This is a genomic window from Pseudorhodoplanes sp. (assembly GCA_032027085.1).
Lineage (GTDB): Bacteria > Pseudomonadota > Alphaproteobacteria > Rhizobiales > Xanthobacteraceae > Pseudorhodoplanes.
The window spans coordinates 4,449,845-4,475,394 of record JAVSMS010000001.1 but is presented as its reverse complement, the minus strand read 5'-3'; the positions used below and the strand labels follow the sequence as shown (position 1 = coordinate 4,475,394).

26 protein-coding genes are annotated in these 25,550 nt (G+C 62.3%); 11 read left to right on the top strand and 15 right to left on the bottom strand.

The genetic code is table 11. From position 1 onward, the window contains the following. The first annotated feature begins 36 nt into the window (after window positions 1-36). On the top strand, window positions 37-498 hold the full coding sequence (locus RO009_21955; GenBank protein MDT3687700.1) for a YaiI/YqxD family protein: 462 nt from the start codon (window positions 37-39) through the stop codon (window positions 496-498). Window positions 499-568: 70 nt separating this feature from the next. Then, complete coding sequence (locus tag RO009_21950) at window positions 569-844, top strand: DUF6455 family protein (GenBank protein MDT3687699.1); 276 nt, start codon at window positions 569-571, stop codon at window positions 842-844. On the opposite strand, the gene hemN is transcribed toward RO009_21950, so the two are convergent. From hemN to RO009_21930, 4 genes are all read right to left on the bottom strand, one after another. Further along, on the bottom strand, window positions 817-2,145 hold the full coding sequence (gene hemN / locus RO009_21945; GenBank protein MDT3687698.1) for an oxygen-independent coproporphyrinogen III oxidase: 1,329 nt from the start codon (window positions 2,143-2,145) through the stop codon (window positions 817-819). The two genes, RO009_21950 and hemN, sit on opposite strands and share 28 nt — an antisense overlap. A gap of 45 nt (window positions 2,146-2,190) precedes the next feature. Then, window positions 2,191-4,032, bottom strand: coding sequence for a monovalent cation:proton antiporter-2 (CPA2) family protein (locus RO009_21940; GenBank protein MDT3687697.1), 1,842 nt, complete (start codon window positions 4,030-4,032; stop codon window positions 2,191-2,193). A gap of 79 nt (window positions 4,033-4,111) precedes the next feature. Then, entirely contained in the window at window positions 4,112-5,221 is a 1,110-nt protein-coding gene (locus RO009_21935) for an ATP-dependent RecD-like DNA helicase (GenBank protein ID MDT3687696.1), read from the bottom strand. Between the two features lie 397 nt (window positions 5,222-5,618). Then, window positions 5,619-7,103, bottom strand: a complete 1,485-nt coding sequence (locus tag RO009_21930; GenBank protein ID MDT3687695.1) for a hypothetical protein — start codon at window positions 7,101-7,103, stop codon at window positions 5,619-5,621. Between the two features lie 477 nt (window positions 7,104-7,580). Here RO009_21930 and RO009_21925 point away from each other — a divergent pair, with 477 nt between their 5' ends. After that, the gene (locus RO009_21925; GenBank protein ID MDT3687694.1) at window positions 7,581-8,039 is read left to right on the top strand and encodes a hypothetical protein; all 459 of its coding nucleotides are present in this window, start codon (window positions 7,581-7,583) and stop codon (window positions 8,037-8,039) included. A 65-nt stretch (window positions 8,040-8,104) separates the two neighbouring features. Here the strand turns inward: RO009_21925 and RO009_21920 are convergent, their stop codons facing one another. The 4 genes from RO009_21920 to RO009_21905 form a co-directional block, all read right to left on the bottom strand. Continuing rightward, the gene (locus tag RO009_21920; GenBank protein MDT3687693.1) at window positions 8,105-8,413 is read right to left on the bottom strand and encodes a hypothetical protein; all 309 of its coding nucleotides are present in this window, start codon (window positions 8,411-8,413) and stop codon (window positions 8,105-8,107) included. A 154-nt stretch (window positions 8,414-8,567) separates the two neighbouring features. Beyond that, window positions 8,568-8,888, bottom strand: a complete 321-nt coding sequence (locus RO009_21915; GenBank protein ID MDT3687692.1) for a hypothetical protein — start codon at window positions 8,886-8,888, stop codon at window positions 8,568-8,570. Window positions 8,889-8,992: 104 nt separating this feature from the next. After that, a complete protein-coding gene (locus tag RO009_21910; GenBank protein ID MDT3687691.1) occupies window positions 8,993-9,283 on the bottom strand; it encodes a hypothetical protein in 291 nt (96 codons plus the stop codon). Beyond that, the gene (locus tag RO009_21905) at window positions 9,252-9,521 is read right to left on the bottom strand and encodes a hypothetical protein (GenBank protein MDT3687690.1); all 270 of its coding nucleotides are present in this window, start codon (window positions 9,519-9,521) and stop codon (window positions 9,252-9,254) included. The genes RO009_21910 and RO009_21905 overlap by 32 nt, the downstream gene beginning before the upstream one ends. A gap of 134 nt (window positions 9,522-9,655) precedes the next feature. On the opposite strand from RO009_21905, the gene RO009_21900 reads away from it, so the two are divergent. Beyond that, window positions 9,656-10,162 (top strand): ferritin-like domain-containing protein, encoded by a 507-nt coding sequence (locus tag RO009_21900; GenBank protein MDT3687689.1) that lies wholly within the window; start codon window positions 9,656-9,658, stop codon window positions 10,160-10,162. 60 nt (window positions 10,163-10,222) lie between these two features. Here the strand turns inward: RO009_21900 and RO009_21895 are convergent, their stop codons facing one another. Then, window positions 10,223-11,755 carry a hypothetical protein gene (locus RO009_21895; protein MDT3687688.1) on the bottom strand — a complete coding sequence of 511 codons (1,533 nt, stop codon included), beginning with the start codon at window positions 11,753-11,755 and terminating at the stop codon, window positions 10,223-10,225. 314 nt (window positions 11,756-12,069) lie between these two features. Between RO009_21895 and RO009_21890 the strand changes: the two genes are divergently transcribed. Further along, entirely contained in the window at window positions 12,070-12,681 is a 612-nt protein-coding gene (locus RO009_21890; GenBank protein MDT3687687.1) for a hypothetical protein, read from the top strand. On the opposite strand, the gene RO009_21885 is transcribed toward RO009_21890, so the two are convergent. Together RO009_21885 and RO009_21880 are read right to left on the bottom strand one after the other, a co-directional pair. Beyond that, window positions 12,678-13,103, bottom strand: coding sequence for a universal stress protein (locus RO009_21885; protein ID MDT3687686.1), 426 nt, complete (start codon window positions 13,101-13,103; stop codon window positions 12,678-12,680). The genes RO009_21890 and RO009_21885 overlap by 4 nt on opposite strands. A gap of 78 nt (window positions 13,104-13,181) precedes the next feature. Then, the gene (locus RO009_21880; GenBank protein MDT3687685.1) at window positions 13,182-13,694 is read right to left on the bottom strand and encodes a histidine phosphatase family protein; all 513 of its coding nucleotides are present in this window, start codon (window positions 13,692-13,694) and stop codon (window positions 13,182-13,184) included. A gap of 99 nt (window positions 13,695-13,793) precedes the next feature. Here RO009_21880 and RO009_21875 point away from each other — a divergent pair, with 99 nt between their 5' ends. After that, a complete protein-coding gene (locus tag RO009_21875; GenBank protein ID MDT3687684.1) occupies window positions 13,794-15,275 on the top strand; it encodes an FAD-binding oxidoreductase in 1,482 nt (493 codons plus the stop codon). A gap of 15 nt (window positions 15,276-15,290) precedes the next feature. Here RO009_21875 and RO009_21870 read toward each other — a convergent pair whose 3' ends face one another. Then, complete coding sequence (locus tag RO009_21870; protein ID MDT3687683.1) at window positions 15,291-16,136, bottom strand: MoxR family ATPase; 846 nt, start codon at window positions 16,134-16,136, stop codon at window positions 15,291-15,293. 200 nt (window positions 16,137-16,336) lie between these two features. Here RO009_21870 and msrA point away from each other — a divergent pair, with 200 nt between their 5' ends. From msrA to RO009_21845, 5 genes are all read left to right on the top strand, one after another. Beyond that, complete coding sequence (gene msrA / locus RO009_21865; GenBank protein ID MDT3687682.1) at window positions 16,337-16,948, top strand: peptide-methionine (S)-S-oxide reductase MsrA; 612 nt, start codon at window positions 16,337-16,339, stop codon at window positions 16,946-16,948. Between the two features lie 25 nt (window positions 16,949-16,973). After that, the gene (gene msrB, locus RO009_21860; GenBank protein ID MDT3687681.1) at window positions 16,974-17,474 is read left to right on the top strand and encodes a peptide-methionine (R)-S-oxide reductase MsrB; all 501 of its coding nucleotides are present in this window, start codon (window positions 16,974-16,976) and stop codon (window positions 17,472-17,474) included. A gap of 219 nt (window positions 17,475-17,693) precedes the next feature. After that, the gene (locus tag RO009_21855) at window positions 17,694-19,709 is read left to right on the top strand and encodes a flagellar hook-basal body complex protein (GenBank protein ID MDT3687680.1); all 2,016 of its coding nucleotides are present in this window, start codon (window positions 17,694-17,696) and stop codon (window positions 19,707-19,709) included. A 32-nt stretch (window positions 19,710-19,741) separates the two neighbouring features. Continuing rightward, complete coding sequence (gene flgK / locus RO009_21850) at window positions 19,742-21,601, top strand: flagellar hook-associated protein FlgK (GenBank protein ID MDT3687679.1); 1,860 nt, start codon at window positions 19,742-19,744, stop codon at window positions 21,599-21,601. A gap of 7 nt (window positions 21,602-21,608) precedes the next feature. Further along, a complete protein-coding gene (locus RO009_21845) occupies window positions 21,609-23,108 on the top strand; it encodes a flagellar biosynthesis protein FlgL (GenBank protein ID MDT3687678.1) in 1,500 nt (499 codons plus the stop codon). A 66-nt stretch (window positions 23,109-23,174) separates the two neighbouring features. On the opposite strand, the gene flaF is transcribed toward RO009_21845, so the two are convergent. The 3 genes from flaF to RO009_21830 form a co-directional block, all read right to left on the bottom strand. Further along, on the bottom strand, window positions 23,175-23,510 hold the full coding sequence (gene flaF / locus RO009_21840; protein ID MDT3687677.1) for a flagellar biosynthesis regulator FlaF: 336 nt from the start codon (window positions 23,508-23,510) through the stop codon (window positions 23,175-23,177). After that, window positions 23,482-23,916, bottom strand: a complete 435-nt coding sequence (gene flbT, locus RO009_21835) for a flagellar biosynthesis repressor FlbT (protein ID MDT3687676.1) — start codon at window positions 23,914-23,916, stop codon at window positions 23,482-23,484. The genes flaF and flbT overlap by 29 nt, the downstream gene beginning before the upstream one ends. Before the next feature lie 113 nt (window positions 23,917-24,029). Beyond that, window positions 24,030-25,544 carry a flagellin gene (locus RO009_21830; GenBank protein ID MDT3687675.1) on the bottom strand — a complete coding sequence of 505 codons (1,515 nt, stop codon included), beginning with the start codon at window positions 25,542-25,544 and terminating at the stop codon, window positions 24,030-24,032. Window positions 25,545-25,550 lie beyond the last annotated feature (6 nt).

Genomic DNA, 25,550 nt, shown 5'->3' with positions numbered 1-25,550 from the left:
CTTGTCTCCGCCGCCCGATCCCGTCATATCGCGGCGATGACAGCAATCGAAATCTACGTCGACGCCGATGCCTGCCCGGTGAAGAATGAGGTCTATAAGGTTGCGGCGCGGCACGGATTGAAGGTATTCGTGGTCTCCAACTCCTTCATCAATGTGCCGTGCGATCCGATGATCGAGCGGGTGATTGTGCCTGCCGGCATGGACGAGGCCGACAACTGGATCGCCGAACGCGCCGCGCCGGGCAAGATCGTCGTCACCGCCGACATTCCCTTGGCCAGCCGTGGCGTCAAAGCGGGCGCCAGCGTCATCGCGCCGAATGGTCGCGTCTTCACCGAAGACTCTATCGGCCTGACGCTTGCCACCCGCAATCTGATGGACGAATTGCGCTCGGCTGGCGCCGTCACCGGCGGGCCGAAGCCGTTCTCGCCGCGCGACCGTTCGGCGTTCCTGTCGGCGCTGGACCAGGCCATCGTGCGGCTGAAGCGCGCGACATTCTGACTTGCGCTGGATCAAGGATTGCTGCGACCCATTGGTGCAGCTTGCATCCGACTACGGCTTGGAGACTGCCATGTCCTTCGTCGATCGTTTGGAACGCAAGATGTCCAGCATGCAAGCCATGATGGACAGGGCCGGGATTAATATGGACCGCTTCGCCACGAGTCGGCGCGGTCTTGATCTCGTTGCGGCCATCCGCACCTGCCAAGGCTGCAGCGCCGGCGATATCTGCAATGACTGGCTGCAACGCGCGCCTGTGCGGGTCGCGCATGTGCCGGCTTTCTGTCCGAATGCGGATCGCTTCGAGCAGACGAAGGCGGATCAGACCGCCAGCGAATGCCGCGCCTGATTCGCCGGTAGATAGGTGTCGAACGCAGCGGCTGCGAGGCGGACCAGCGGCCGCCCGGCATCGGTGATCACGATCGTCTGATCGTCAATGCTCACCAGTCCGGCATCGGCGAGCGGCACGAGCGTATTCATTTCATCGCGAAACCGCGCGACGCCCCCAAAGCGCGACAGGTCAAGACGCAGATCGCACATCAGCCGCTCGATCAGAGTCGCGCGCAGCCTGTCGTCGTCATTCAGCGCAATTCCCTTCACTGTCGCCGGCCGCCCGGACTCTACCGCACACGAATAGCCGGCGGCATCGATCGCATTCTGCACAAAACCTTGCGGCAGCTTTCCAATCGCCGAGGCGCCGAGTCCGATCAGCGCGTCGGCGCGGTCGGTGGTGTAGCCCTGGAAATTGCGGTGCAGCCGCTGTTCGCGCGCGGCGATGGCAAGTTCGTCGTCGGCAAAGGCGAAGTGATCCAGTCCGATGCTTTGATAGCCGGCGTCTTCGAATACGTCGGCGGCGATGCGCGCCTGCCGCAGCCGCTCCTGCGGGCCGGGCAGGTCGGCCTCCTTGATCAGCGCCTGGTGTTTCTTGAACCACGGCACATGCGCATAGCCGAACAGAGCGATACGTGTCGGTTTGAGCGACACCGCGCGCTCGGCGCTGCGCGTGACATCGGCGCGGCCTTGTTTCGGCAAGCCATACATCAGGTCGAAATTGAGTCGGTCGATACCGACCTCGCGAAGCATCGCAACAACGCGCTCGACCAGTTCGAAAGGCTGGATTCGCCCGATCTCCTGCTGCACATGCGGCGCGAATTCCTGTACGCCCAAACTGGCGCGGTTGACGCCGATCTCCTTTAGCGCCGCGACCAGCGGTTTCGTCACGCGGCGCGGATCGAGTTCGATATTGTGTTCCTTCAACGCCGACAGGTCGAAGGCCTCGCCCAAAGCGTCGACGACGCGCCGGAGCCAGTCCTCGCCGAGGATCGACGGCGTGCCACCGCCCCAATGCAGATGCACCGCCTTGCGGGGTCCGATGAGCGCCCCGATCAGCTTGATTTCCGCCAGCAGATGTTCCGCATAGGCGTCAACCGGCCCGCGCTGCCGCGTCGCCTTGGTGTTGCAGCCGCAATAATGGCAAAGCTGGACGCAGAAGGGCACGTGCAGATAGAGCGACAGCGTCGCTTCCGCTGGCAGCGCGGCGAGCCAGGCCGCATAACGCTCGGCGCCGATCTGCGGCGAGAAATGCGGGGCCGTAGGATAAGAGGTGTAGCGCGGAACGTTGCGCTCAAGCAGCGTCAGGTCGGCTGTCATGCGCAGCAATATGCCGGGGCGACCGCCGCCGGTCTTTGATTAGTATCAACCTGGGTCGGAGGGGGCGTCCGGTTTCGATGCGGCGATGCTTGCGGTTTCCTCGCTGAGCGGACGCGCCGGGCGTTTCGGAGGCGTGAACGGCGTCGGTTTCGGCACATTGCCCTGGATCAGCGCCCTCCCGGCCGCCAGCCCGCCCGCGACCTCCAGTGACACCCGCTCGGCGTCGCGCTGGCGCAACCGTTCGCCGATCTCGGCCACCTCGTCCTTGGGCACCTCCAGGCGCCGCAAGGCTTCCTCGCCGAAGGCCATCGCCGAGCCGAACAATTCGCGGATCTGGTAATCGACGCCGGCGTGGATCAGTTCGAGCGCGTGTTCGCGGTCGAAGGAGCGCACCAGAATTTGCGCCAGCGGAAATTCCGCCTTGGCGAGTTCTAGAATCTTGTTCGCCGCCCGCCGGTCGTCGATGCAGACCGCGATCATCCTGGCCTCGCCGGCGCCTGAGGCGCGTAGCACGTCGAGCCGCGTGCCGTCGCCGTAATAGATCTTGAAGCCGAAATCGGCGGCGCTGCGGATCATGTCGGTGTCGGTATCGATGATGGCGATGTCGCAGCCGCGCGCGAGGAACCACTGGCTCACCACCTGTCCGAAGCGGCCGAAACCGATGATGAGGATATTGCCGGCGAGATTGTTGGCTTCCTCGACGCCCTCCATGGATTGGCGTGCTTTCGGCAGCAGACGGGTGAGAACGATCAGGCCGATCGGCGTCAGCGCCATGGAGACGATGATGGTCGCGGTCAGGATCGCATTGATGCGGGCGTCGAAAATTCCCGCGGAGGTCGCGGCGGCATAAAGCACGAAGGCGAATTCGCCGCCCTGCGCGAACAAAGCCGCGCGGTAGATGGACTCGCGCTGCGAGGCGCGGAACAGCCGCGCCACCGCAAAGATGCCGGCGGCTTTCGTCAGCATATAGCTGAACACGGCGAGCAGGATGATCTGCCAGTTCGCCGCCATCACCGAGAGGTCGAGCGACATGCCGACGCTGAGAAAAAATAGTCCCAGCAGGATGCCTCGGAACGGCTCGATGTCCGCCTCGAGTTGGTGGCGGAACGTCGATTCGGACAGCAGCACGCCGGCGAGAAACGCGCCCATTGCCATCGACAGGCCGCCGAGCTGCATCGCCAGCGCCGATCCCAGCACTACCAATAGTGCCGCGGCGGTCAATACTTCGCGCGCATGCGCGTCGGCGAGCAAACGAAACATCGGATTGAGCAGATAGCGTCCCGCCAGCACCAAGGCCGCGAGCGAGCCGAGCGCAATGGCGATGGTTTGCCAGTGAAAGCCGCCGCCGGCTGCCGCCGCGCTCGGCGACAATAGCGCCACCAGCGCCAGCAGCGGCACGATTGCCAGATCCTCGAGTAGCAGGATCGACACCATGCGCTGCCCGCGTTCGGTCGAGGTGATGCCGCGTTCGTCGAGAATCTGCATCACGATGGCGGTTGAGGTGAGCACGAAGCCCATGGCGGCGATGAAGGCGGCCGCGGGCGGAAAACCCGCCGCGATCCCGAGCGCGGTGAGCAATGCACCGCAGACCAGAACCTGTGCTGCGCCGAGCCCGAAAATATCGCCGCGCAGGGACCACAGCCGCGAGGGCTGCATCTCCAGCCCGATCACGAACAGGAACATCACCACACCGAGTTCGGCGACATGCAGGATCGCCTGCGGGTCGGAAAATAGCTTCAGGCCGTAGGGGCCGATGATCAGGCCGGCCGTGAGGTAGCCGAGCACGGAGCCGAGCCCGAGCCGCTTGAAGATCGGCACTGACACGACACCGGCGGCAAGCAGTGCCACGACCTGGATCAGTTCGGTATTTTGCGGTTCGGCGGCCATCTGAGTCCCTGATTGGAAGGTAACTCTAACAGGCCTTTGAGGGGAATCCCGATGATCAATCGGAAGGATGTGCCTTGCACTAGGCGAGCACAAGCGTCAGCTTCTTCGCCGCCCGCGTGATCCCGGTATAGAGCCATTGCGTGCGGCTGTCCTGGAAGGCGAAGGATTCGTCAAACAGGACCACATCGTCCCATTGCGAGCCCTGCGCTTTGTGCACGGTCAGCACATAGCCGTAATCGAACTCGTCATATGGCTTGCGCTGGCTCCACTCGAAGTCCTCGATGCCGCCGAGAAAGCATTCCGGCCGCACCGTCACCTTGATACCGCGCGTGCCGACCGAGCCCTCGGGCCGCAGCCGCATCGTCATCAGCCCGGTCTTGCGTCCACCGCGCTCGCGCACGGTCCACAGCCCGCCATTGAACAAGCCCTTCTTGCGGTTGTTGCGCAGACACACGAGGCGATCGCCGGAGACGGGCAAGGGGTCTTCAATGCCGCGCCGCTCTCGCAGGCGCAGGTTGTAGGCGCGCCGCGTGTTGTTGCGTCCGACCAGCACCTGCTCGGCGTCGATCACGCGCTGCGGATCGAGCGCACTCTTCGTCACAACATGTGTCTCGCCATAGTTGCCGGGCGCGAGCGCGCGGCCTTCGCGGATATCCATGGAGAGCCGCACGATCGGATCGTCCTTCGCCTGCCGGTGCACCTCGGTCAGCATGGCGTCAGGCTCGGCGTTGGTGAAGAAACCGCCGCCCTGGATCGGCGGCAACTGCGCCGGATCGCCGAGCACCAAGAGCGGCACCCCGAAGGAGAGCAGATCGCGCCCGAGTTCGGCATCCACCATCGAACATTCGTCGATGATGATGAGCTTCGCTTTCGAGGCGGGGGCATCGTCCCACAATTCGAAGCTTGGAACTTCGTCCATCAGATCGCGCGGCTTGTAGATGAGGCTGTGGATGGTGGAGGCGTTGTAGCAGCCCTTCTGCCGCATCACCTGCGCCGCCTTGCCGGTGAAGGCGGCGAACAGCACCTTGCCGTCGGCTTCGTCGGCGATGTGGCGCGCCAGTGTGGTCTTGCCGGTGCCGGCATAGCCGAAAAGGCGAAAGGTCTGCGGCGCGCTCACTCCCGGCTTGTCATTCAGCCAGGCGGAGACGGCTTTCAGCGCGGTGTCCTGTTGCGGAGGGAAGCTGGGCATTGGGGGTCTTCAGTGAATCGGCACTTGCCCTTCTAGTCCGGAGCCCGGATGGAGCGAAGCGAAATCCGGGCTGCATCATCGCTTGTTTGCAATCCCACATTCCTCCTCGCTCCATGCGGGCGAAAAGTCGCCTCCGCACAAGCGGGTCCATGACCACAGATGCGCTTTGGAATATGGGTTCCCGCTGTCGCAGGGGCGACCCGAAGCATTAGCAAGAGGCCGGCGGGTGGGAGCGTCTCACCGGCACGTGTCTTTTGGAGCGCCTCATCATTCGGCTGGCAGCTCCGCTGCTCGCCACCTCCTTCCGACTTCCGGCAGGGCGGGGAGAGGAAAACCAAAAAACAAAATCGCCGGGCTTGCGCCCGGCGACTTGCCCCAACCCCGAAACGAATGTCGCTTACGCCGCGGTGAAGAAGCGCGGATCGAGCTCGCCGTTGGCGCGGTCCTGCTGCAGGGCCGCGACTTCGCGCAGAAGACGGGCGAGATCGCGGCGCCCGGTTTCCAGCGCACCTTCCGCCATCGCCCGTTCGGCGCGTTCGCGCTGCAGAGCGGAGGTGAGTTCCTCGATCTGCTTCTCGGCGCCGTAGCTGTTGGCCTGCAACTCGCTTTCCAGCCGCGAGACGCGGTCGCTGAGCATGGCGATGCGCTCTTCTGCGCGCGCGAGTGCGGTTTCGCGGGTCTTCACCGCCTTGGTCAGGGCCGCGACGCGCTCGTTCAGCGCCATGCGCGCCTGTTCGGCATCGTTCAGCTCGGCATTGCGTTGCGCTTCCGCGTTCTGCATCTCGCTCAGCCGGCTTTCCAGGGCGTTGCGCGTCAAATTCGCTTCAATCGAGCGGCGTTCGAAGGTGCGGATTTCCTCGGCGCGCGCGAGCAAGGCGGCGCGCGCCTCGTCGAGCAGCTTCTCGGTGGTGATGGCGCGTGTCTGGAGCGCCTCGAGGCGCGCCTGTTGGGCGCGGCTCTCGTTCTGGTGACGCTGCCGCTCCTCGTCCAGCGCCTGCGCGATGCGGGCGCGGTCGGCGCTGAGTTCGGTGAAATTCACCTCGATCTGGCGCACGCGTCCCTGCATCGCGGCGACGGTGTTTTCGGACTCGACGATCTTGCGCGACAGCCGTGCCGTCTCGGCGCTGGCATTGTCGAAATTGGATTGCAGCGTTGCCTTTTCGCGTTCGGCCACGACCAGCTTCTGGCGCGCCGTGTCGCCTTCGGATTCGAGCTGCACGATGCGCTTATCGGCGGCGGCGAGGCGGTCGCCCAGCCGGCGATGCTCCTCGCGGAAGGATTCGCGCTCGGCGATCTCGTGCTTGAGGCGACGGTCGAGTTCGGCAATGGCGGCACGATGGTTCTGCAGTTCCACCGCCTGCTCGGTCTTGGTGGCTTCGGCGGTGCGCAAATTCTGCTGCGTCACCGAGAAATCCTGCCGCAGGCGGATGCATTCAGTCTCCAGCGCCGCCGATTTCTTCTCATAGGCCGCCAGTTCGCCGCGCGTCTTGTTGTAGGCGTTGCGCAACTCGGCGAGGGTGGATTGCAGCGAGAGCTTTTCGCTCTTTTCCTGCTCATAGGCTTTCAGCGTCTTGCTGACCGGTTCGACCAGCTTGCCGAAGGCGTCGCGGATGGAATCGAGCTCGCGTATCTTGTTGGTGGCCTCGATCAGGAGATTGCGCACCGACTCGTTCTCCTCGCCGAGCTGGATCGCCAGCGGCGAGAACAATTCGTCGTCGATATCGAGATCCTTGCCGTTGATGATCGCAGCTATCGGTTCGGTCTCGCCGGCCTCAGCGCGCAGCGGAAGTCTTTCGACATTGTCCGGAACATTATTGGCCGACGCATTGTCTGCGCCCGCCGCCTCCGCTTTCCGGCCGAGAAAGCCCCCGAATTTGCTCATGTGTGCAAGTCTCCTGCGCCGTATCCGCCCGGCCGAAGCGACGCTGCTCGAATCACTTATACCTTCGCATAGCCTAGCTGAAAGCGCAGGAACCGTGGATAGAAGTTCGCAGCGGCGAGGGCCGTTGTGCGCGGCATTTGTGGATGCGAGTCACCGCTGCATTGTCTCCGGCGGGCAGCCTGACCAACGCGACCGCATTCGGACGTTGCAGGCACGGTGATTCGCAGTGTTGACGGCGGGCGATGTGTCCGCTGTCCGTGCCGGGCTGGACATGCAGGACCGCAGATCGGACCCGGGCAGGGGGAGGCAAAAGGCCGGCAAAACCGTGGTTTAGCTGCAACACTTGTGAAAAACGCATGGAACCCGGCTCGACTTCGGCATGCAAATATTCTCAAACTGCCGCCGAAATCGGCGGGCTGTCCGCCGATTCAGTCCTGTCTGACCGGCTCCCTACCGACCGGCAGCAAAGGGGGGTTTATGAAGAGAATCGGTACTGTTTTCGCGGCGCTCGCCGCAGCCCTCATGTTGATGGGCGGTACAGCGGAAGCTGCGAAGAAGAAGGCGAAAGTCGTCGTCACTCCGGCCGCGCCGTGGGCCTATTGGTGGACCGGTCCCTGGACCGTCCGTGACCCCCGTCTCGCCACCTCAAATCTCGTTGTCGGCGGTGCCGCCACCGGCGCCTATTTCGCGATCAAGGACAGCGCGCAGACCTTCGGCTCGGTCAGCAATTCGGGCTTCGCCTATGGTGCCGCCACCATCGGCTGCATGGCGGTGTCGCCGATCGTCGGCACGATTGTCGTGAACCGCCCGCTGACTCAGCGCGAAGTGTTTGTGTCGACCGCGAACTGCGTTGTGCCGTTCGTCGGCGGCTGGGCGATGAACTACTGGTTTGATTATTACGGCTGGGATCGGCCGAAGGGCAAAAAGCGCGGCTAATTCCCGCCGCCAAGCTGATTACGAAAAGCCGGCCGCGATGGCCGGCTTTTTTATCGCGTAAGCAGTCAGCGTCCGCCGACCTGGTCGCAGCTTTCGAAGCGGCCGTAGCCCAGATCGACCATGCATTGGCCGGGGAACGGATTGCGATAGGGCCGCCCGTCCTGATCGAAGGAGGGATCGGCGCCGCGCCAGCCATATCGATAGGGCGGATAATAATCAGGATAGACGGTAACCGCGCGCTTGCGTTTTGGCTTGCTGGCCGATGACCATTCGTCGACCTGATGCAGTCCCGATGCGACATCGCTCGCTGCTGCCGAAACCGGGATTGCCAGCAACGCGGCCGCGCAGAAGCAGGATGCCAAGCGCAACATCATCGTGACCTCTCGTTTGTCCACTCTCATGTCTTGTCACAGCCAAACTAGACATGGACGAGCAGGATGGCGAGTCACGCCTACGTGTCAAAACACGCGGCAGGCATGCGATGAAAGCGGACCCGAAGGTCCGCCTTCTACTCGCGATGCCGGATGATCAGCAGCCCTTGAAGCGACCGTAGCCGAGATCCTCGACGCATTGGCCGAGCGCCCGACGGTAAGCATATTCGCCGGCATAATAGCCGCCGTCGAAATCATTCGACGGGACCAGATAATCGGGGCGATATCGCGTAATCACTTCGCCCGTATAGGGATCGACATATCTGTAGAAGGGCGAGTAGACGCGTTTTTTCTTTGAGGCGGAGAATTCTTCCGTCTGCGATGCGGCGATGCCCGAACCTTTGCCGGCGGCGAAGGCCGGCGCGGTCAGTGACGTGGCAGCGATCACGGCGGCGAGAGTGAGGGAAGCGAGTTTCATGGCAATTCACCTTTCAAACGAGTGAGCATGGCAAGACACGCCCCGCCATTGCCGTTGCGATGATCGTTTGTCGCGGCCCGCTCGAGGAAGGTTCAATGCCGCAATCAGCCTTTCCGACGACGCCGGCGCGACGTTTTGCGGCGGCGTTTTGGCGTCGGCTGCGGGGTCTTGCTGTCGAAAAAGCCGAAGTCCGGCAAGGCGGAGGCGAGCGCGCCTGGTGCCGCTTCGATGCCCCGCCGCAGCGCCCTCATTGTGCCCGTGCGGTTATTCATCGCCTGGCCCAGCAGCACGCCCATCTGAAATGCGACCGCGGCGCTGAGCCGCGGATGGCTGGCTATTGTGTCGGTGATGGTGGTGATGAAGTCAGATCTTTGGCTGCGGGATGTGCGGGCCATGTCGGATTGCTCCTGGTGATATCTCGCCGGTCGCCATGCCGTTCAGCCAGTCTTCGTTTTCTGCCAGCGCCAGCCACGCGCGCTGCATGGTCCTCAGACAGACGCGGTCGGCGGTGCTGATCGCGTCAATCGCGAGCATCCGGCAATAATAGGCATTGCGTCGGCATTGCGACGCGCGGGTAGGGAACGGCGACATCGGGTTCGGTCCTGAATTGCGCTGCAATGCAAAACGCAGCATGGCGCCGGAGGTTCCACGATATCGAACGCGGCGCCGGAACGCTGGTGGGGCGAGCACGTTGATCGGCACGGGAAGTGCTCAATCGCTTCTTGCCTTCAACGCAAATCCAGACTGCAAACAGAAAGGAACCGGTCATGGGCCTGTTTTCTGCCGACATCAAGAACATGGACGATCTCTTTGTCCACACGCTCCAGGACATTTATTACGCCGAGAACCAGATCCTGAAATCCCTGCCCGACATGATCGAGAAAGTTTCCGACAAGGATTTGTCGAAGGGCTTGAAAAGCCATCTCGAGGAAACAAAAAACCACGTCGCGCGCCTCGAACAGGTTTTCAAGCTGCATGGCACGCAGCCGCAGGGCGTGGATTGTCCGGCCATCGACGGCATCATCGAAGAAGCCGATGAGATTGCCGGCGAAGTCGACGATAAGGAAGTTCTCGATGCGGCGATCATCGCTGCGGCGCAGGCCGTCGAGCACTACGAAATCACGCGCTATGGAACGCTGGTCGCGTGGGCACATCAACTGGGCCGCGATGATTGCGCCACAATCCTGCAAAAGACGCTGGAGGAGGAAAAGGCCGCGGACAAGAAGCTGACCTCGGTCGCCGAGAGCAAAGTCAATCGCAAGGCGGCAAGCTGATCACAAACGAAAACGGCGCCGGCCTGGCCGGCGCCGTTTGCTGGCTGGGCAACAATCTGATCAGTTCTTCGCGACTTGATCCTCGGCCGGCTTCTTGGGGTTCCGGCTTTTCGAGGCAGGCTCGCTGGTTGGGGCAGGGGTCTTGCCAAAATTGGATTTGACCCGTTTTGCCAGCGTTGCCGGAGTTTGCGCCGTTTTCACTGTCTTTTGCGTATTGATGTTGGCGATTTCCTGCTGGACACGAGCGAAGTCGCGGCGCGAGGAGGCCAGTGCACCTTCGGCGACGGCGCGGGCCATGCGCTCGCGGCTGAGGGTGGCATTGAGTTCTGCCAGACGCTTTTCGTCGGCCTCGCGCAGTACGTAGTGATCGCTTTCAAGCTGCTTGACGCGCTCGGCGAGTGCGGCGTTCTTTTCCTCGGCGCGGGCCAGCGCCGCTTCGCGCTGCTTCAAGGTCTTGCTGACTGCACTGGAGCGTTCCATCAGCGTCGCGCGCGATTGGGTCAGCTCGGCAAGCTGCTGCTCCAAAGCCTCGTTGTCGGCTTCGATCTGTTGCAGCTTCTTTTCGGTTGTGATGCGCGCGGTTTCTGCCTCCGTTGCCTTGCGCTCCCATTCCCGGCTTTCCTCGGTGCGCTCCGCAAGCGCCTGCCGCACCTCGGCGAGCAGTTTTTCCGAAGCCGCCGCGCGCGACTGCACCGAGCCCAGACGGTTTGACAGGGCGGATGTTTCAGTCTGGTGCTGCTCGTTCGCCTCGTCAAAGCGGAGCTGCAGTGCATTGCGTTCGGCTTCGCCATTGGTGACGGCCGCTTCCAGATCGCTGATCTTGCTGCGGGCGTTGCCCAGAAGAGTTTCCGTTTCACTCAGACGGCGCGCCACGCGCGAGGCGTCTGCGATGCTCTGATCCAGCGAGGTCTGCAGCGACTGCCTCTCCTCGTCTGTCAGGACGAGCTTTTCCTGCAGGCCGCGAATATCCGCCTCGAGACGCACCGCTTTCTTGTCGGCGGCCTGAATTTCATCGGTCAATTGCCGATGCGCGTCCGCAAGCGCCCGATGCTGCGTGGTTTCGGCGCTGAGTTGCCGCTCGAGCTGAACGATCTGACTGTGCTGGGCCGTGACTTCGTCGGCCAGTTGCGCGCGCACCGAATCCAGCGCTTGCGCTTCTTGACGGACGGCGCCGATTTCCTGCCGCAGCAGGGTGTTGTCCTGCTTGAGCGTGGCGCGCTCTTTTTCGGTCTGGACGTGCTCGGCGCGCAATGCGTCGAGGTTGGATCGCACTTCGGCCAGCAGATTGCGCAGACTCGCGTTCTGCGACTTTTCCTGCTCGAGTTCGCGCAGCATATCGCCGACGGGGGTGACGATATTGCCGAATGTCGACTTCAGCGCGTCGAGTTCCTCGAATTTGCGGGAGGCTTCGATCAGCAGTCCGCGCAAGCCTTCGTTGGCGGCGCCGATGCGGCTGCCGAGATTCTCAAGGCCGGCTTCGTCGATTGGCGATTGAATGGTGACCGGCGGCTGCGATGCCGTATCTGCAAGCGCTGAACTTGCGCTGCCGTTGGAATGTGCGGTTCGTCCAAATAACCCCGTAAGCCTCTTCATGTTCAACCCCCTAACCGACACAACAAGTCACTGCGCGACAACCGCGCCGGAAAGCCCGGCTTGTTCTGGCTGTGCCCGCCCCATGGGATTCCTAGTACAAATCGGGCACGGCGCGGTATTTTTTAATATCTTGTTAAGGTTAACGGCGCACCGGGAGGCAGCCGGCTACCGGCGACCGCTTTCCCTGCGGCGAATCCAAGGGAAAACCGAGCTTTGCTTATCCACAGCGCTGGGCTAACAGCCCGGCTAGGGGTTGGTGGAAGCGACTCTCTTGAGGGGATGCCTCGGCTTTGGGGGCGGGTCAAAGGGTTGGAATGGGTCAGGTAGAGGACACGTCCGATAGCGCGGTAGCCGCAACTCCCGCCTATGCCTACAAGGCGTCGCTGATGGGGGCGCCCTGGGAATTCCGGCTCGACCCCGACCGGCTGGTCTGGGTCATCGGCCGCCGGCAGGGCGAGATCTTCTACCGCGACATTCGGCGGGTCCGTTTGTCATTCCGGCCGGCGACGATGCAATCCTATCGGTTCATCGCCGAGATATGGGCGCCGGGCGCGCCCAAGCTGACCATCGCATCCACATCCTGGCATGGCATCGCCGAACAGCGGCGGCAGGATCAGCCCTATCGAGATTTCATCGTCGCGTTGCATCAGCGGATCGCTGCCGCAAAGTCCAATCCATTGCTGGACGCAGGCACGCATCCTTTTCTGTATTGGCCGGGGTTCGTCGTCTTTGCAGCGCTTGCGATCGGCATTGTCGCGCTGCTGGTCAGTGCGTTGCGGCAGAATTCCTGGGCCGCGACACTGTTTCTGGTGGGATTTTTCGCGCTGCTGCTGTGGCAGATCGGCGGATTTTTCCGGCGCAATCGCCCCGGCCGCTACGCCGCAACGGCCATTCCGGAAAATGTACTTCCCAGATCGAAAGGCTAGTTTCGCAGCACCAGCACCGAGCAGGTCGCATAGCGCACCATGTGGCCGGCATTGGAGCCCAGAAAATAGCTGCGCATGTCCGGCCGGTGCGACGTCATCACGATGAGATCCGCCGGAAGTGCTTTCGCCTCTTCGATGACCTCATGATAAATGCCGCCTTGGCGGACGACGGTTGACACGTGCTTGTCGCCGAGACCGCAATCGCGCGCCAGCGCGATCAGTCCTTCTTCGGCCGACTTGCGCTGCTGCACGTCGAAATCCGGGGGGACATATTCTGCAAGCATCACCGGGGTCATCGGCAGGACATTGATCAGCCTGACCGAGCCGGAGGAGGCGCGCGCCATTGCGCAGGCGGTGTCAATGGCCGGCTTGGCAAGTTCGGGTTCGGCGAGATCGACCGGGACCAGAATCGTCTTGAACACCGTGCCCTCCTCTCAGGATTGCCGCCGGGCATATTGCCACGGCAAAGGCGGCGAGGAGAGGGGATTCGGTGTCGCGGATCAGATCTTTTCGCTGAGCGCGCGGGGCGTGATGAAAGAATCGAGGCGGCCGGTATGGCTGCGCAGATCGGCCCAGTCGTCGATCGGCACATCGAAGACGGCAAGGCCGGCGGTCGGAAATTTTTCGGCCAGGCTGTGGAGATCGTTCTGGCTTCCATCGCTGGCCAGCAGCAAAGCCAGTTCCTGCAGCCCGGGATTGTGACCGATCACCAGCAGGCATTGGCACGATGCCGGCGTCGCGCGGATCGCGTCCAGGATGTCGTCCGGGTCCGCCTCATAGATGCGCTCATCGAAACGGGCTTTCGGAGCTCCGGGCAGGGCGGCCGCCACAAGCTTCCAAGTCTCTCGTGTCCGCCGTGCCGTCGAGACCAGAACACAATCGGGGACCAGGGCGCGCTCCGCCAGATAGGCGCCAATTTGCGGCGCTGCCGCCCGCCCACGCGCGGCGAGATCGCGGTCATGGTCGCGTTGGCCGTTCTGCGATCGGTCGGATTTTGCATGGCGAAGCAGCATGAGGCGGCGCATGAGCGGGACCTGCGAGGTACGAAGACTTGTTTTACCAACTTTAGCATGCGAGATCGTGACGGATATTGGCGCCATTCCGGCCTTTCCATGAGCAATCCGGACATTGCGATCTACGGATCGAGCCTGTTCGCAGCGACGGCGGCTTTGCCGCCGCCGCGGGCGCCGTTGACTGTGGATGCCGATGTCGATGTCTGCGTGATCGGAGGCGGACTTGCCGGTCTGACGGTGGCGCGAGAGATCGCGCGTCGCGGATGGTCGGTGATCGTGCTGGAGGCGAGTCGCATTGCCTGGAACGCCTCCAGCCGCAATACAGGTTTCGTCCTGCCGGGATTTGCGCAAGCGCCGGGACGCATTGTCGAGCGTGTCGGGATCGAGCATGCGCGCGCTCTTTGGGCGCTGTCGAAGGCCGGTCTCGATTACGTGCGGCAGACAATCGAGGAAAACGACATCCCCGTCCAGGCCAGCGACGGCTGGCTCCATGTTTCAAAAATCGACCGTGCGAAAACCGTGCAGTCGGAATGGGCATTGCTTCGCGACCTCGGCGCCGAGGTCGACATTCTGGCGACTGAGCAAGTGCGTACCTTGCTGAAGACGCCGTATTATTTCCAGGCGATCGGATATCGGGACGCGTTCAACATTCAGCCGCTCAATTATGCGCTCATGCTGGCCAAGCTTGCCGAAGACGCAGGCGCGCGCATATGCGAGAACACACCCGCCTTGTCGATCGATCCTGCCGGCGTACGCAAGCGGGTCGCGACGTCGCAGGCGCGCGTTCGCGCCGCGCATATCGTGCTCGCCGGCAATGCGCATCTTGGCTCTGTGATGCCGGACATCGCGCAGACCATTCTGCCGGTGCGCACTTATGTGATCACAACCAAGCCGCTGGATCCGGACAAGCTGGCAGAGGCCATAGCCTGGCGCGGCTCGGTGTCGGACACCGACTGGGCCGACAATCATTACCGCGTCGTGGAGGACCGGCTGGTCTGGTCCGGCCGCATGGCGACATGGAATGCCGACCCCTGGCGCTTTGCCAAGGGATTGCGGCGCGACATCCGGCGTGTCTTTCCACAGCTTGGTGATGTCGAGATCGAGTATGCCTGGACCGGCACGCTCGGGAACGCTGTGCATCGCATGCCTCAGATTGGCGAGGTCACCAATGCGGTCTGGCTTGCCAGCGGTTTCGGCGGACATGGACTGAACACGACAGCGATGGCCGGCAACATGATCGCGCGCGCCATTGTCGAGGGCGATACCGCTTGGCGGCTGTTCCTGCCGTTCGAATTGATCTGGGCCGGCGGCGCGCTGGGGCGCACGTTCGCACAGATTTTCTATTGGACCCGCAGGACGCAGGAACGCCTCGCGGCGCGCGCCTCGCGCAAGGCCGAACGGGAACGTCAGCACGACGTAAAGAAGGTCGCGCGTCCTGTCGAGAAAAAGAACAAGCCCGCTGCCGGCGATCTGCGCCAGCGGGTGCGGGACAATCGCGCCGAACAGGCCGCACGCAAAAGACCGCAGCCGCGCAAACCTGTGCGGAACGGGCGGCCTAACGGGCCCTCTGACAAGACATGAGCCGGCTGTTCGCCGTCAACGCCCATCACGTCTGGCCATGAACGCCAGCCGCTCGAACAGATGCACATCCTGCTCGTTCTTAAGCAGCGCGCCATGCAGCGGCGGAATCAGCTTTTTCGGATCGCGCTCGCGCAGGGTGTCCGGCCCGATATCTTCGACCATCAATAGCTTGAGCCAGTCGAGCAGTTCGGAGGTCGACGGCTTTTTCTTCAGGCCGGGCACATCGCGGATTTCATAGAACAGCTTCAGCGCTTCCGCGACCAGCCGCTGCTTGATGCCGGGAAAATGCACATCGACGATGGCGCGCATGGTGTCGGCGTCGGGAAAGCGGATATAGTGGAAGAAGCAGCGGCGCAGGAAGGCGTCGGGCAACTCCTTCTCGTTGTTCGAGGTGATGACCACGATCGGGCGGCGCCGTGCCTTCACGGTCTCGCCGGTCTCGTAGACGAAGAATTCCATCCGGTCGAGTTCCTGCAGCAGGTCGTTCGGGAACTCGATATCGGCCTTGTCGATCTCGTCGATCAGCAGCACCGGTCGTTCGTCCGAGACGAACGAGTCCCACAATTTCCCGCGCTTGATGTAATTGCGGATGTCCTTCACGCGCTCGTCGCCGAGCTGGCTGTCGCGCAGGCGCGACACCGCGTCATATTCATAGAGGCCCTGTTGCGCCTTGGTGGTGGATTTCACATGCCACTCGATCAGCGGCGCGCCGATCGCCTTGGCGATTTCCAGTGCCAGCACGGTCTTTCCCGTGCCGGGCTCACCCTTCACCAGCAGCGGCCGTTCCAGCGCCACTGCGGCATTCACTGCAACCTTCAGATCGTCGGTTGCCACATAGCCTTTGGTGCCTTCAAAACGCATATTTTGGTAATCCCGTCTGATGCCGGGCCGGACACTAGTCAGAGCGGCCGGGGAGGGCAAGAAGGTCGCAATTCATGGGCTTTCAGGGCGGTCGCGGGAATGTGAGCATGCGTGAGGGGCTCGCGAAAACGCGCTAGGCTGGTCTTGCGAATATGGAGCAATGCCGCTGCGATCGGTGTTGATCAGAAGCAGGACAGACGATGCGTCGATGGACTTCCATTCTGGTGTTCGCGGCCGTGGCTGTGACCGGCGCCGCCGCCGCGGCGCAATCCGATTCTCCGAAGACCGCTAAAGCTACCTTCGCCGGCGGCTGCTTCTGGTGTGTTGAGGCCGATTTCGACAAGGTCGACGGCGTGATCTCCACCATGTCGGGCTATATCGGCGGCAAGGTAGCGAACCCGACCTATCAGCAGGTGTCGCGCGGCGGCACCGGTCATGCGGAAGCGGTCGAGATCGTCTTTGATGCGGGCAAGGTCTCTTACGAGAAACTGCTCGACGTCTTCTGGCACAATATCGATCCCTTCGCCAAGGATCGGCAATTCTGCGATACCGGCGACATGTATCGCACGGCGATTTTCGTGCATGACGCGGCGCAATTGAAGCTTGCCGAAAAATCGAAGAAAGAGTTGGAAGCTTCGGGGAAATTCAGCCTGCTGATCCAGACCGAGATCGTGCTGGCGACGAAATTCTATCCGGCTGAGGATTATCACCAGGACTTCTATCTGAAGAATCCGGCCAAATATAAATTCTACCGCTGGAATTGCGGACGCGATCAGCGACTCGAGCAGATTTGGGGCAAGGCGACGCACTGACGAGCGGCACATACAGGAGAGTGCCATGCAGACCAGACGCAAAGCCGCAATGCTGTTAGCCGGTGCCGGTGCGGCCGTTCTGGGCGCCCGCTGGCTGAGCGGTGACGCTCGGGCGGAAAAGACGAAGTCGTTCGAGATCGCCAAATCGGCGGATGAATGGAAGAAGCTGCTCACGGCTCCACAATACTATGTGCTGCGCGAGCACGGCACCGAACGGCCGGGAACAAGTGCGCTGAATCAGGAAAAGCGCAAAGGGGTGTATTCGTGCGCCGGCTGCGACCTGCCGCTGTTCTCCTCCGCGACGAAATATGAAAGTGGCACGGGATGGCCAAGCTTCTACGATGTGCTGCCCGAGGCGGTCGGCACTCAAGTCGACCGCTCGCTGTTCATGACCCGCACCGAAGTGCATTGCCGTCGCTGCGGTGGCCATCTCGGCCATGTGTTCGACGACGGACCGAGGCCGACCGGGCTACGCTATTGCATGAACGGCGTGGCGCTGAAGTTTAAGCCCGACCGGGCGGCCTGAGCCGCAATACGTAGGCGGAACGTAAATATCTGCCCGGCAAAACCTGCCGGGACTAGGCATTTTGGCGCCAGTACCAAGCGATCCTTCTACCTCCTTGTATCATATAAGCTATTGAAAATAAAAAGTAATTTTTGTGGCACGCGACTTGCGATGCAAGGCGTGATTGCGCGGCCTTGGCTTTTTCCGGGATGGCCGCCCCGGCCGCTCTGGAGGGATGTAATGGGTATCTTCGGCGCTCTCAGCACCGCCGTCACCGGCATGCGCGCACAATCTTTCGCGCTCGAGAACGTGTCCGGCAACATCGCGAACTCGCAGACGACCGCGTTCAAGCGCCAGGACACCAGCTTCGTCGACCTCATTCCTGAAAACATCCCCTCCAAACAGCTCGCCGGTTCGGTGGTGGCGAATTCCCGCTCGACCATCACGGTGCAGGGCGACATCCAGAGCGCCTCAATCGGCACCTTCATGGCGATCAACGGCGACGGCTTCTTCGTGGTGCAGAAGCCGGACAATTTCGTCGACAACAATCCGGTCTTTGCCGGCGTCGAGAACTACACCCGCCGCGGCGACTTCCAGGTCGACAAGAACGGCTATCTGGTCAACGGCGCCGGCTATTATCTGATGGGCATCCCCGTCGACTCCACGACCGGCAATCTCGTCGGCAGCGTGCCGACGCTCCTGCAATTCCAGAACGACTTCCTGCCGGCGCAGCCCACGACCCAGATCGAATATCGCGCGAACCTGGCGCGCACGCCGCATACGGCGGACTACGATGAAGACGTGGTCGGCTCCGAGGTGCTCAATCCTGCGGCGTTTCAGGCGAACCCGGTTGCGGGTCCGCCGCAGCCCGCGCGCATTCTCGGCTCCGGCGCCACCATCCTGCTTGACGCAGCTGCGACGTTGACGGGATCCACCGCATTGCCGGCCACCCTCAGTGCGGGTGCCGCCGGCACCCTGACGATCAATGGCACCAACGTCAACTTCGCAGCCGGCGATACGCCGGCCGATATTGAATTGGCGATTGATACTGCCATGGGCGGCGCGGCGATCCCGATTGATGCGTCGATTGTCGGCGGCAGGCTGGTCCTCACCACGACCGGCGGCGCCGCAGCGGATACCAACATCACCATCGGCGGCACGCCGCCGGCGCAGCTTCTGACCGAACTCGGCATTTCGATCGGCACCACCAACGCCACCAATATCCTGACTCAGAATATGGCGGCGCAAGGTCAGACTTTGGACATCACCATCGGAGGCAACCCGACCTACACCATCACATTTGGCACCGGCGGTGGCGAAGTATCGACACTCGCTGAACTGGCCACTGCGCTCGGCGCCATGCCACCACTTTATGGCACCGCCTCGGTGGGCGCCGGCGGCAATATCACGATCAACGCCGGCAACATGACCGATGTCATCACCATCGGCGGTACCGTCAGCCCGCAGAATTTCGGCATCCAGACGCTGACCGGACTGCCGTCCAACGGCACGGTGGTCGGCAATGACTTGTCGACCTTCATCGATAATTCGATCGGCGGCGGCGCGATCACCGCCTATGACATTTCCGGCTCGCCCGTAAACATCCAGCTGCGCTGGGCCAAGGTGGACAGCGCCTCGACCGGCGGCACCGATACCTGGAACCTGTTCTATCAAGAAAGTTCAACAGCGACGGGCACCGATGTGGCGTGGCGCAATGCGGGCGTGAACTACACATTCGGCGCCAATGGCCAAATGAATCCGCTGATCGCCACGCTTGCGCTCAACAACGTCACGGTCGACGGCATCAGCCTCGGCAACGTCCAGGTTGTGCACGGCGCCGGCGGCATCACGCAATTCTCCGACGCCAACGGCACCGTCAAGGTCAACCTGCTGACGCAGAACGGCTACGCCGCCGGCGAGTTGCAGACGGTTGCGGTGAGCGACAAGGGCCGCGTGGTCGGCAGCTACTCAAACGGCCGCACCATCGACCTGGCCGAAATCACGCTCGCTGACTTCAACGGCGCGAATTTCCTCAAGCGCATCGATGGCGGCGCCTTCGAGGTGACCGACGAATCCGGCGCGCCGACCTATGGCGCCTCCGGCAAGATCGTCGGCTCCTCGCTGGAAGGCTCCAACACCGACATCGCCGACGAATTCACCAAGCTGATCGTGACGCAGCAGGCCTATTCGTCAAATACCCGCGTCATCACTACAGCGAACCAGATGGTCCAGGACCTTCTGAACATGCTGCGCTGATTGGCATGTCGCGTAACGCCTGAGGACAGGACATGAGTCTCTCACAGGCCCTGGCGACATCGGTGGCCGGACTGCGGATTACCCAGTCCTCGCTGGCGCTGGTTGCTTCGAACGTTGCCAATGCAGAGACGCCCGGTTATGTCCGCAAGACGGCTGCCCAGGTCACCACCGCCGCCGGCGCCAATGGCGTCAGCGTCCGCATCGCCTCGATCAACCGCGAACTCGATCAGTATGTGCAGCGTCAGTTGCGCGCCGAGGTTTCTGGCGGCACTTACGCGACGATGCGGGCCGAATATTATTCGCGCATCCAAAGCATCTTCGGCGAACCTGGCGCGGATTCGACGCTGGAAACCGCGTTCAACAACTTTACGACATCGCTGCAGGCGCTGAGCACCAGCCCGGATTCGGTGACGGCGCGCACCACCACGCTGAACCTGGCGCAGGTGCTGACGCAGCAACTCAACAGCATGAGCAACCAGATTCAGAGCCTGCGCAGCGACGCGGAGCTTGGTCTGTCGGACTCGGTCGCGCGCGCCAACAACGCCATGCAGCAGGTCGCCGCGATCAACCGGCAATTGTCGAGCAACAACGCCAAGGACGCGGCCACAGCAACCCTGATGGATCAGCGCGACGCGTATATCGACGAGCTCTCGCACCTGATGGACATCCGCGTGCTGCAGGGCGACAACAACCAGATCAATATTTTCACGGGCTCCGGTATCCAGCTGGTTGGCGTCGATGCCGCGCAGATCGGATTCGACGCGCAGGGCACGGTCACCGCGGAAGCGAAATGGGACCCTGATCCCGCTAAGCGGACCGTGGGCACGCTAACCCTGACGTCATCCACCGCCAGCCCCATGGATCTGATCGCCAGCAAGTCGATCCGGTCCGGCGAGATGGCCGCCTATCTGGAGCTGCGCGACGACATTCTGGTGCAGGCCCAGGCACAGCTCGACCAGATTGCGTCGGCCATGGCCTCGTCGTTATCGAGTATCGCGATGCCGACGACGGCTGTCGCCGGTCCGCCAAGCGGTTTCGACATCGACACAACGGGCATGCTTCCGGGCAATGTCATCAACCTGACCTATACGGACGTGATGTCTGGCCAGCAGCGCAAGGTCAGCATCATTCGGGTCGACGATCCGGAGGCGCTGCCGCTCTCGAACGACGCCACCTCGGATCCGAATGACGAAGTCATCGGCGTTGATTTCTCCGGCGGGATGGCCGCCGTCGCGACAGCGTTGACCAGCCATTTCAACGGTCAGGTCGTTTTCTCGAATCCGGCCGGAAATACGCTGCGGATCGTGGACGACGGCGCGGGCAACACATCCAATGTCGATGCGGTGGGCGGAACGCGGACGCTGACCGCATTCAACAGCGGAACCGGCGCTTTGCCGTTCTTCACCGACGCAGGACTGCCTTTTTCCGGTGCGTTCAACTCGCTGGGGCCGCAAAGCCTTGGCTTCGCCGGTCGGATTTCCGTCAATTCGGCGTTGCTGTCGGACCCGTCCAACCTGGTCAACTACCAGGCCGGGACTGAGAGCGGAGACGCCACACGGCCGAACTTTATCTACAACCAGGTGATCAGCGCTTCGCTGACCTATTCGCCCTCCGCCGGCATCGGGGCGTTGAACAACCCGTTTTCCGGTTCGCTCACGTCCTACATGCGCCAGGTGATCGGTTTTCAGGGAGCGGCGGCCGAGAATGCGACCAATCTGGCAGCAGGCCAGGAGGTCGTTGTGAACGCGCTGCAAGAGCGCTTTTCCGAGGCGGCTGCGGTCAATGTCGATGTTGAAATGGCGCATCTCCTGAATCTCCAGACAGCCTATGGCGCCAACGCGCGGGTGATGTCGACGGTCAAGGAGATGCTCGACACGCTGATGAATATGTGAGGACAGGATGAGTAGCATCGGCGGAATCGGAGCCCGGTCATTGCTGATGGTGCAGTCGCTGGTCGACATGCGCACCCAGCTCGGCGACCTGCAGCGGCAGATGGCGACGGGCAAGAGATCCGACACTTACGCGGGACTTGGTCTTGATCGCGGTCTGACGGTTGGCCTGCGCTCGCAGCTCGCTGCGATCGGCAGCTACAATGACACCATCGGCAATGTCGGCGTGCGCGTCGATATTGCCGATGCAGCATTGACGCGCATTGCAGAACTCGGCCGCGAGATGAAGGCGGTATCAGGACAGATCAACTCGTCGATCCAGCGCACCACCGCAAAGGAAACCGCGAAGAACGCCGTCGACGAAATCATCGGTCTGCTCAACACCCAGGTTGGCGATCGCTACATCTTTTCCGGCCTGGCCAGCGACACGTCGGCCGTCGACTCGATGAACAATGTGCTGTATGGCGACGGCGTCCGCGCCGGGTTGCAGCAGATCATTTCGGAGCGCAACCAGGCGGATCGCGGCGCTACTGGCCTGGGACGTCTGGACATCACGGCGCCGACCGTGACATCAGTTCAGGTTGCAGAGGACGCGGCGCCCTCCATTTTCGGCTTCAAGCTCGCAAATATCACCTCGTCCCTGACTGGCTCGACCGTGTCCCCTCCGGCCGGCATGCCGCCGGCCATGTCCGTCGATGTCGGTGCAACCAATCCGAATGCGGGCGAGCAGGTCAAATTTACGTTCACCCTGCCTGATGGCTCACTCGAAACGATCACGCTGACCGCGACCACCTCGGCGACCCCCGGCGCAGGCGAGTTCACCATTGGCGCGACCTCCGATGTCACAGCCGCCAACATGCAGACAGCGCTGACCGGCGCGCTCACGACTCTCGCGAATACCTCGCTGGCCGCCGCTTCGGCGATCAAGGCCGCGGATGAATACTTCAACATGGACGCGGCCAACCCGCCGATGCGCGTGGACGGTCCCCCTTTTGACTCCGCGACCGGTCTCCTCGCAGGTACGCCGGCCAACACCGTGTTCTGGTATACCGGCGAAGCCGGCGCGCAGTCCGCGCGCTCGACGGCGACGGCGCGGGTCGACCAGGCGATCAGCGTGTCGTACGGCCTGCGCGCCAACGAGCAAGGCATCCGCTGGCAATTGCAGCACATTGCCGTCATGGCAGTGATGCCGCTGTCGGAAATGGATCCCGATATCCAGCTCAAGAGCACGGAATTGTCCGAACGGCTGGGCCTGGCGCTTGGCGTTCCACCCGGCACGGAGAGCGTGGAAATGATTCAGGCGGAGCTCGTCGGCGCCCAGACCTCCATGGGCGCCGCCAAGGAGCGCCATACCGAGACCAAGGCGGCGCTGGAAGATCTGTTGCAGGGCGTCGAAGGCGTTTCCACCGAAGAAGTGGCAGCCAAGATTCTCACCCTGCAGACCCGGCTGGAAGCCTCGCTGCGGGCCACGTCGATGCTCTACCAGACCAGCATCATCAACTACATCTAGGAAAGAACAGGCGTCAAAGACAAAGCCACGCTTCAGCGTGGGCTTTTGCATTTCGCGGGCGGCAACTCAGGCCGCGCTGCGCAGTCCGGCGGCGATCTCGCGATTGATGTTGATCAGCACCTTCAGCCGTTCCGGCGCCGGCTTTTCGGTGATCGCCACGGTCTGGTTCATGATGAAGATGCCGAGATTGGCAATGTTCTGGCGGATTTCGGCGGGCAGCGGATTGTCCTTGCTGGTCGCCGAGGTCATGAACACGATCCAGAGCTTGCGATTGTAAAGCAGCGCGTCGTAGAGATTGCCGCGCTCGGCCTCCCAGTTGTCATGGATGGCCTGCAATTTCGCCGCGGCTTTCAGCAACAGACTTGATTCGAGATCACGCGGATTGGCGATCTGCTTTGCCACCGCTCCGTAAGCCTGCGCCGCCTGTTGCATGTTGGAGAAGCTCCTGCTCGTATTCGATCAGTTTCTTGGCTGATTTCAAAGCCTTGTACAGATCGCCCGTTAAGATTTGATTGTTGATGTTGGCGATGTACTTGCCGGTTGAGGGGGCGGCCTGCAGGATATCCTGCATCAGGCTAAAATAGACTTGATGATGTTTCATCGGATCGCCGGAAATGTACATTAATTGAACCGCAAGATAGATGCGCTTGGCCGGCGTGTCGGCGTGCTTGGCGGTCATGATGTCTTTTTCGCGCAGGATCGGCGCCATGCCCTCGACCAGGAAGCGGGTGCGCTGGTCGCCATTGGTGATGACGCTTTCGCCGATCAGGATGCGCTCGCCCGGCTTCAGTTCGACCTTGAGGGCCATGGTTGTCTCCCATTTTCCACGAGGCGCCATCGTTGAGGAACATGGTTAACCAAATGTAAAACGGCGGGGTTTTTGGCCCCGCCGTGGAAGTTTTTTTAACGAACTCGGAAGCCTTACCCGAAGAGCCGCAGCACCGCCTGGTCGGCCTGAGCGGACAGCGACAAGGCCGTCGTGGACAGCTGCTGGCGCGTCTGCAGGGCCAGCATGTTGGCGCCTTCCTCGTTGGAATCCGCCAGCACCAGGTTGTCGGCGCCGGTTTCCAGCGTGTTGATCATCGCCTTGGTGAAGGTCTGGCGGTTCTGCACGATCGAGAGATTGGAGCCGAAGGCCGAACCTTGCGCGCGCAGATTGGCCAGCGCGTCGCCGAGCACGGTCAGGCGCGCATCGATCGTGTCGTCGCTGTCGAATTGCGGATTGGTCGCCTGCAGGATGCCAAGCGTTGAGGTGTTTATTGCGATGGCGTTGCCGGAGGCATCCTTGGCCAGAATCTCGATGGTGGAGGTGCCGGCCTCGTTGAAGGTGATTTTCAGCTTGTCGCCGCGCAGCAGGTTGACGCCGTTGAACGAGGCGTCGTCCGACAGCTTGTTGAGCTGGTCGATATAGCCGTTGAACTGGGTGACGAAGTTGGCACGGACGGTGTTGCCGCCGATGGTCGCGGTCGTCGCTGCGCCGTCGAGTATCCCGTCCGTCGTATTGTATCCGGCAATCGTGAGGTCGGCCGTCGACAGATTTTCAATACGCAGACGGCCATTGTCATTGGCGGCGCGGATCTGGCCGGCGAAGGCCGTGTTGATGTGAGAGACCAGCGCGTCCACGGTCTTGGCCTCGAAGGCGCCGTCGGTGCCGCTGGCATTGGCGATGCCGGATCCGGTCGCGCCGTTGGCGGCCGTAAAGCCGCTGATCGTCAGGTCGGCGACGCTGCTGTCGGCACGATCTGCGGTGAAGACCAGGTTGCCGCCGGCGACCGTGACGGTTGCATCGACATTGGCTGCGGCGAGCTTGGTGTTGAGGATGCCCATCAGTTGCGTCGCGGTTGTCGCGGCGGGTGTGCCGCCGGCCGCGACAACGTCGGCATGGGTTACGGAAATTGCCGCAGCCGTGCCGCCATTGACGGCGATGTTGAACGTGATCGAGCCGTCATTGGCGCCGGCGTTGGTGAAATCGATGTTGGTGTAGGCGCCGGCGGCGAGTGTTGATACGGCGGTGGTGAGATCGGCAGCGATCGGAGTCGTGCCGACGGAGCCGCCGGAAAAGCTGATCTGCTCGGTTCCGGCCGGCGTAGCGCCCACATCGACGGTATAGGACGTCGACTTGAATGACTTGTCCTGGCGGGCCTGCCGCAGGGTCGACTGCATCTGCTCGATGGTCTTGGTGATGGCCGTGATGCCGTTATCGGCGGCTTCCAGGGTCTTGATGCCGTTTGACATCGAATCGAGCAGGGCGCTCAGGTCCCCGGCGCGGCTTTTGAGCGCAGCGGAGGTGAAGAAGTTGGTCGGGTTGTCGAGGGCAGTGTTGACCTTTTTGCCCGTGGCAAGCCGGTTCTGCGTGGTCGCCATCAGGCTCGCCGTGTTCTGCAGCGACAAAAGATTTTGCCGGACGCCAGCCGACAGGACGACATCACTAGCCATGACAAG

Excerpts from the sequence above, each read along its gene's own strand:
- flbT (MDT3687676.1), bottom strand. The coding sequence starts at position 23,916 with ATGGCCCTCAAGGTCGAACTGAAGCCGGGCGAGCGCATCCTGATCGGC.
- RO009_21870 (MDT3687683.1), bottom strand. The coding sequence starts at position 16,136 with ATGCGTTTTGAAGGCACCAAAGGCTATGTGGCAACCGACGATCTGAAG.
- RO009_21880 (MDT3687685.1), bottom strand. The coding sequence starts at position 13,694 with ATGCTGCTTCGCCATGCAAAATCCGACCGATCGCAGAACGGCCAACGC.
- RO009_21905 (MDT3687690.1), bottom strand. The coding sequence starts at position 9,521 with ATGCTGCGTTTTGCATTGCAGCGCAATTCAGGACCGAACCCGATGTCG.
- RO009_21940 (MDT3687697.1), bottom strand. The coding sequence starts at position 4,032 with ATGGCCGCCGAACCGCAAAATACCGAACTGATCCAGGTCGTGGCACTG.
- RO009_21930 (MDT3687695.1), bottom strand. The coding sequence starts at position 7,103 with ATGAGCAAATTCGGGGGCTTTCTCGGCCGGAAAGCGGAGGCGGCGGGC.
- flgK (MDT3687679.1), top strand. The coding sequence starts at position 19,742 with ATGAGTCTCTCACAGGCCCTGGCGACATCGGTGGCCGGACTGCGGATT.
- RO009_21950 (MDT3687699.1), top strand. The coding sequence starts at position 569 with ATGTCCTTCGTCGATCGTTTGGAACGCAAGATGTCCAGCATGCAAGCC.
- RO009_21900 (MDT3687689.1), top strand. The coding sequence starts at position 9,656 with ATGGGCCTGTTTTCTGCCGACATCAAGAACATGGACGATCTCTTTGTC.
- RO009_21915 (MDT3687692.1), bottom strand. The coding sequence starts at position 8,888 with ATGAAACTCGCTTCCCTCACTCTCGCCGCCGTGATCGCTGCCACGTCA.
- msrB (MDT3687681.1), top strand. The coding sequence starts at position 16,974 with ATGCAGACCAGACGCAAAGCCGCAATGCTGTTAGCCGGTGCCGGTGCG.
- RO009_21935 (MDT3687696.1), bottom strand. The coding sequence starts at position 5,221 with ATGCCCAGCTTCCCTCCGCAACAGGACACCGCGCTGAAAGCCGTCTCC.
- msrA (MDT3687682.1), top strand. The coding sequence starts at position 16,337 with ATGCGTCGATGGACTTCCATTCTGGTGTTCGCGGCCGTGGCTGTGACC.
- RO009_21875 (MDT3687684.1), top strand. The coding sequence starts at position 13,794 with ATGAGCAATCCGGACATTGCGATCTACGGATCGAGCCTGTTCGCAGCG.
- RO009_21855 (MDT3687680.1), top strand. The coding sequence starts at position 17,694 with ATGGGTATCTTCGGCGCTCTCAGCACCGCCGTCACCGGCATGCGCGCA.
- RO009_21895 (MDT3687688.1), bottom strand. The coding sequence starts at position 11,755 with ATGAAGAGGCTTACGGGGTTATTTGGACGAACCGCACATTCCAACGGC.
- RO009_21910 (MDT3687691.1), bottom strand. The coding sequence starts at position 9,283 with ATGGCCCGCACATCCCGCAGCCAAAGATCTGACTTCATCACCACCATC.
- RO009_21845 (MDT3687678.1), top strand. The coding sequence starts at position 21,609 with ATGAGTAGCATCGGCGGAATCGGAGCCCGGTCATTGCTGATGGTGCAG.
- RO009_21830 (MDT3687675.1), bottom strand. The coding sequence starts at position 25,544 with ATGGCTAGTGATGTCGTCCTGTCGGCTGGCGTCCGGCAAAATCTTTTG.
- RO009_21890 (MDT3687687.1), top strand. The coding sequence starts at position 12,070 with ATGGGTCAGGTAGAGGACACGTCCGATAGCGCGGTAGCCGCAACTCCC.
- hemN (MDT3687698.1), bottom strand. The coding sequence starts at position 2,145 with ATGACAGCCGACCTGACGCTGCTTGAGCGCAACGTTCCGCGCTACACC.
- RO009_21955 (MDT3687700.1), top strand. The coding sequence starts at position 37 with ATGACAGCAATCGAAATCTACGTCGACGCCGATGCCTGCCCGGTGAAG.
- RO009_21925 (MDT3687694.1), top strand. The coding sequence starts at position 7,581 with ATGAAGAGAATCGGTACTGTTTTCGCGGCGCTCGCCGCAGCCCTCATG.
- RO009_21920 (MDT3687693.1), bottom strand. The coding sequence starts at position 8,413 with ATGATGTTGCGCTTGGCATCCTGCTTCTGCGCGGCCGCGTTGCTGGCA.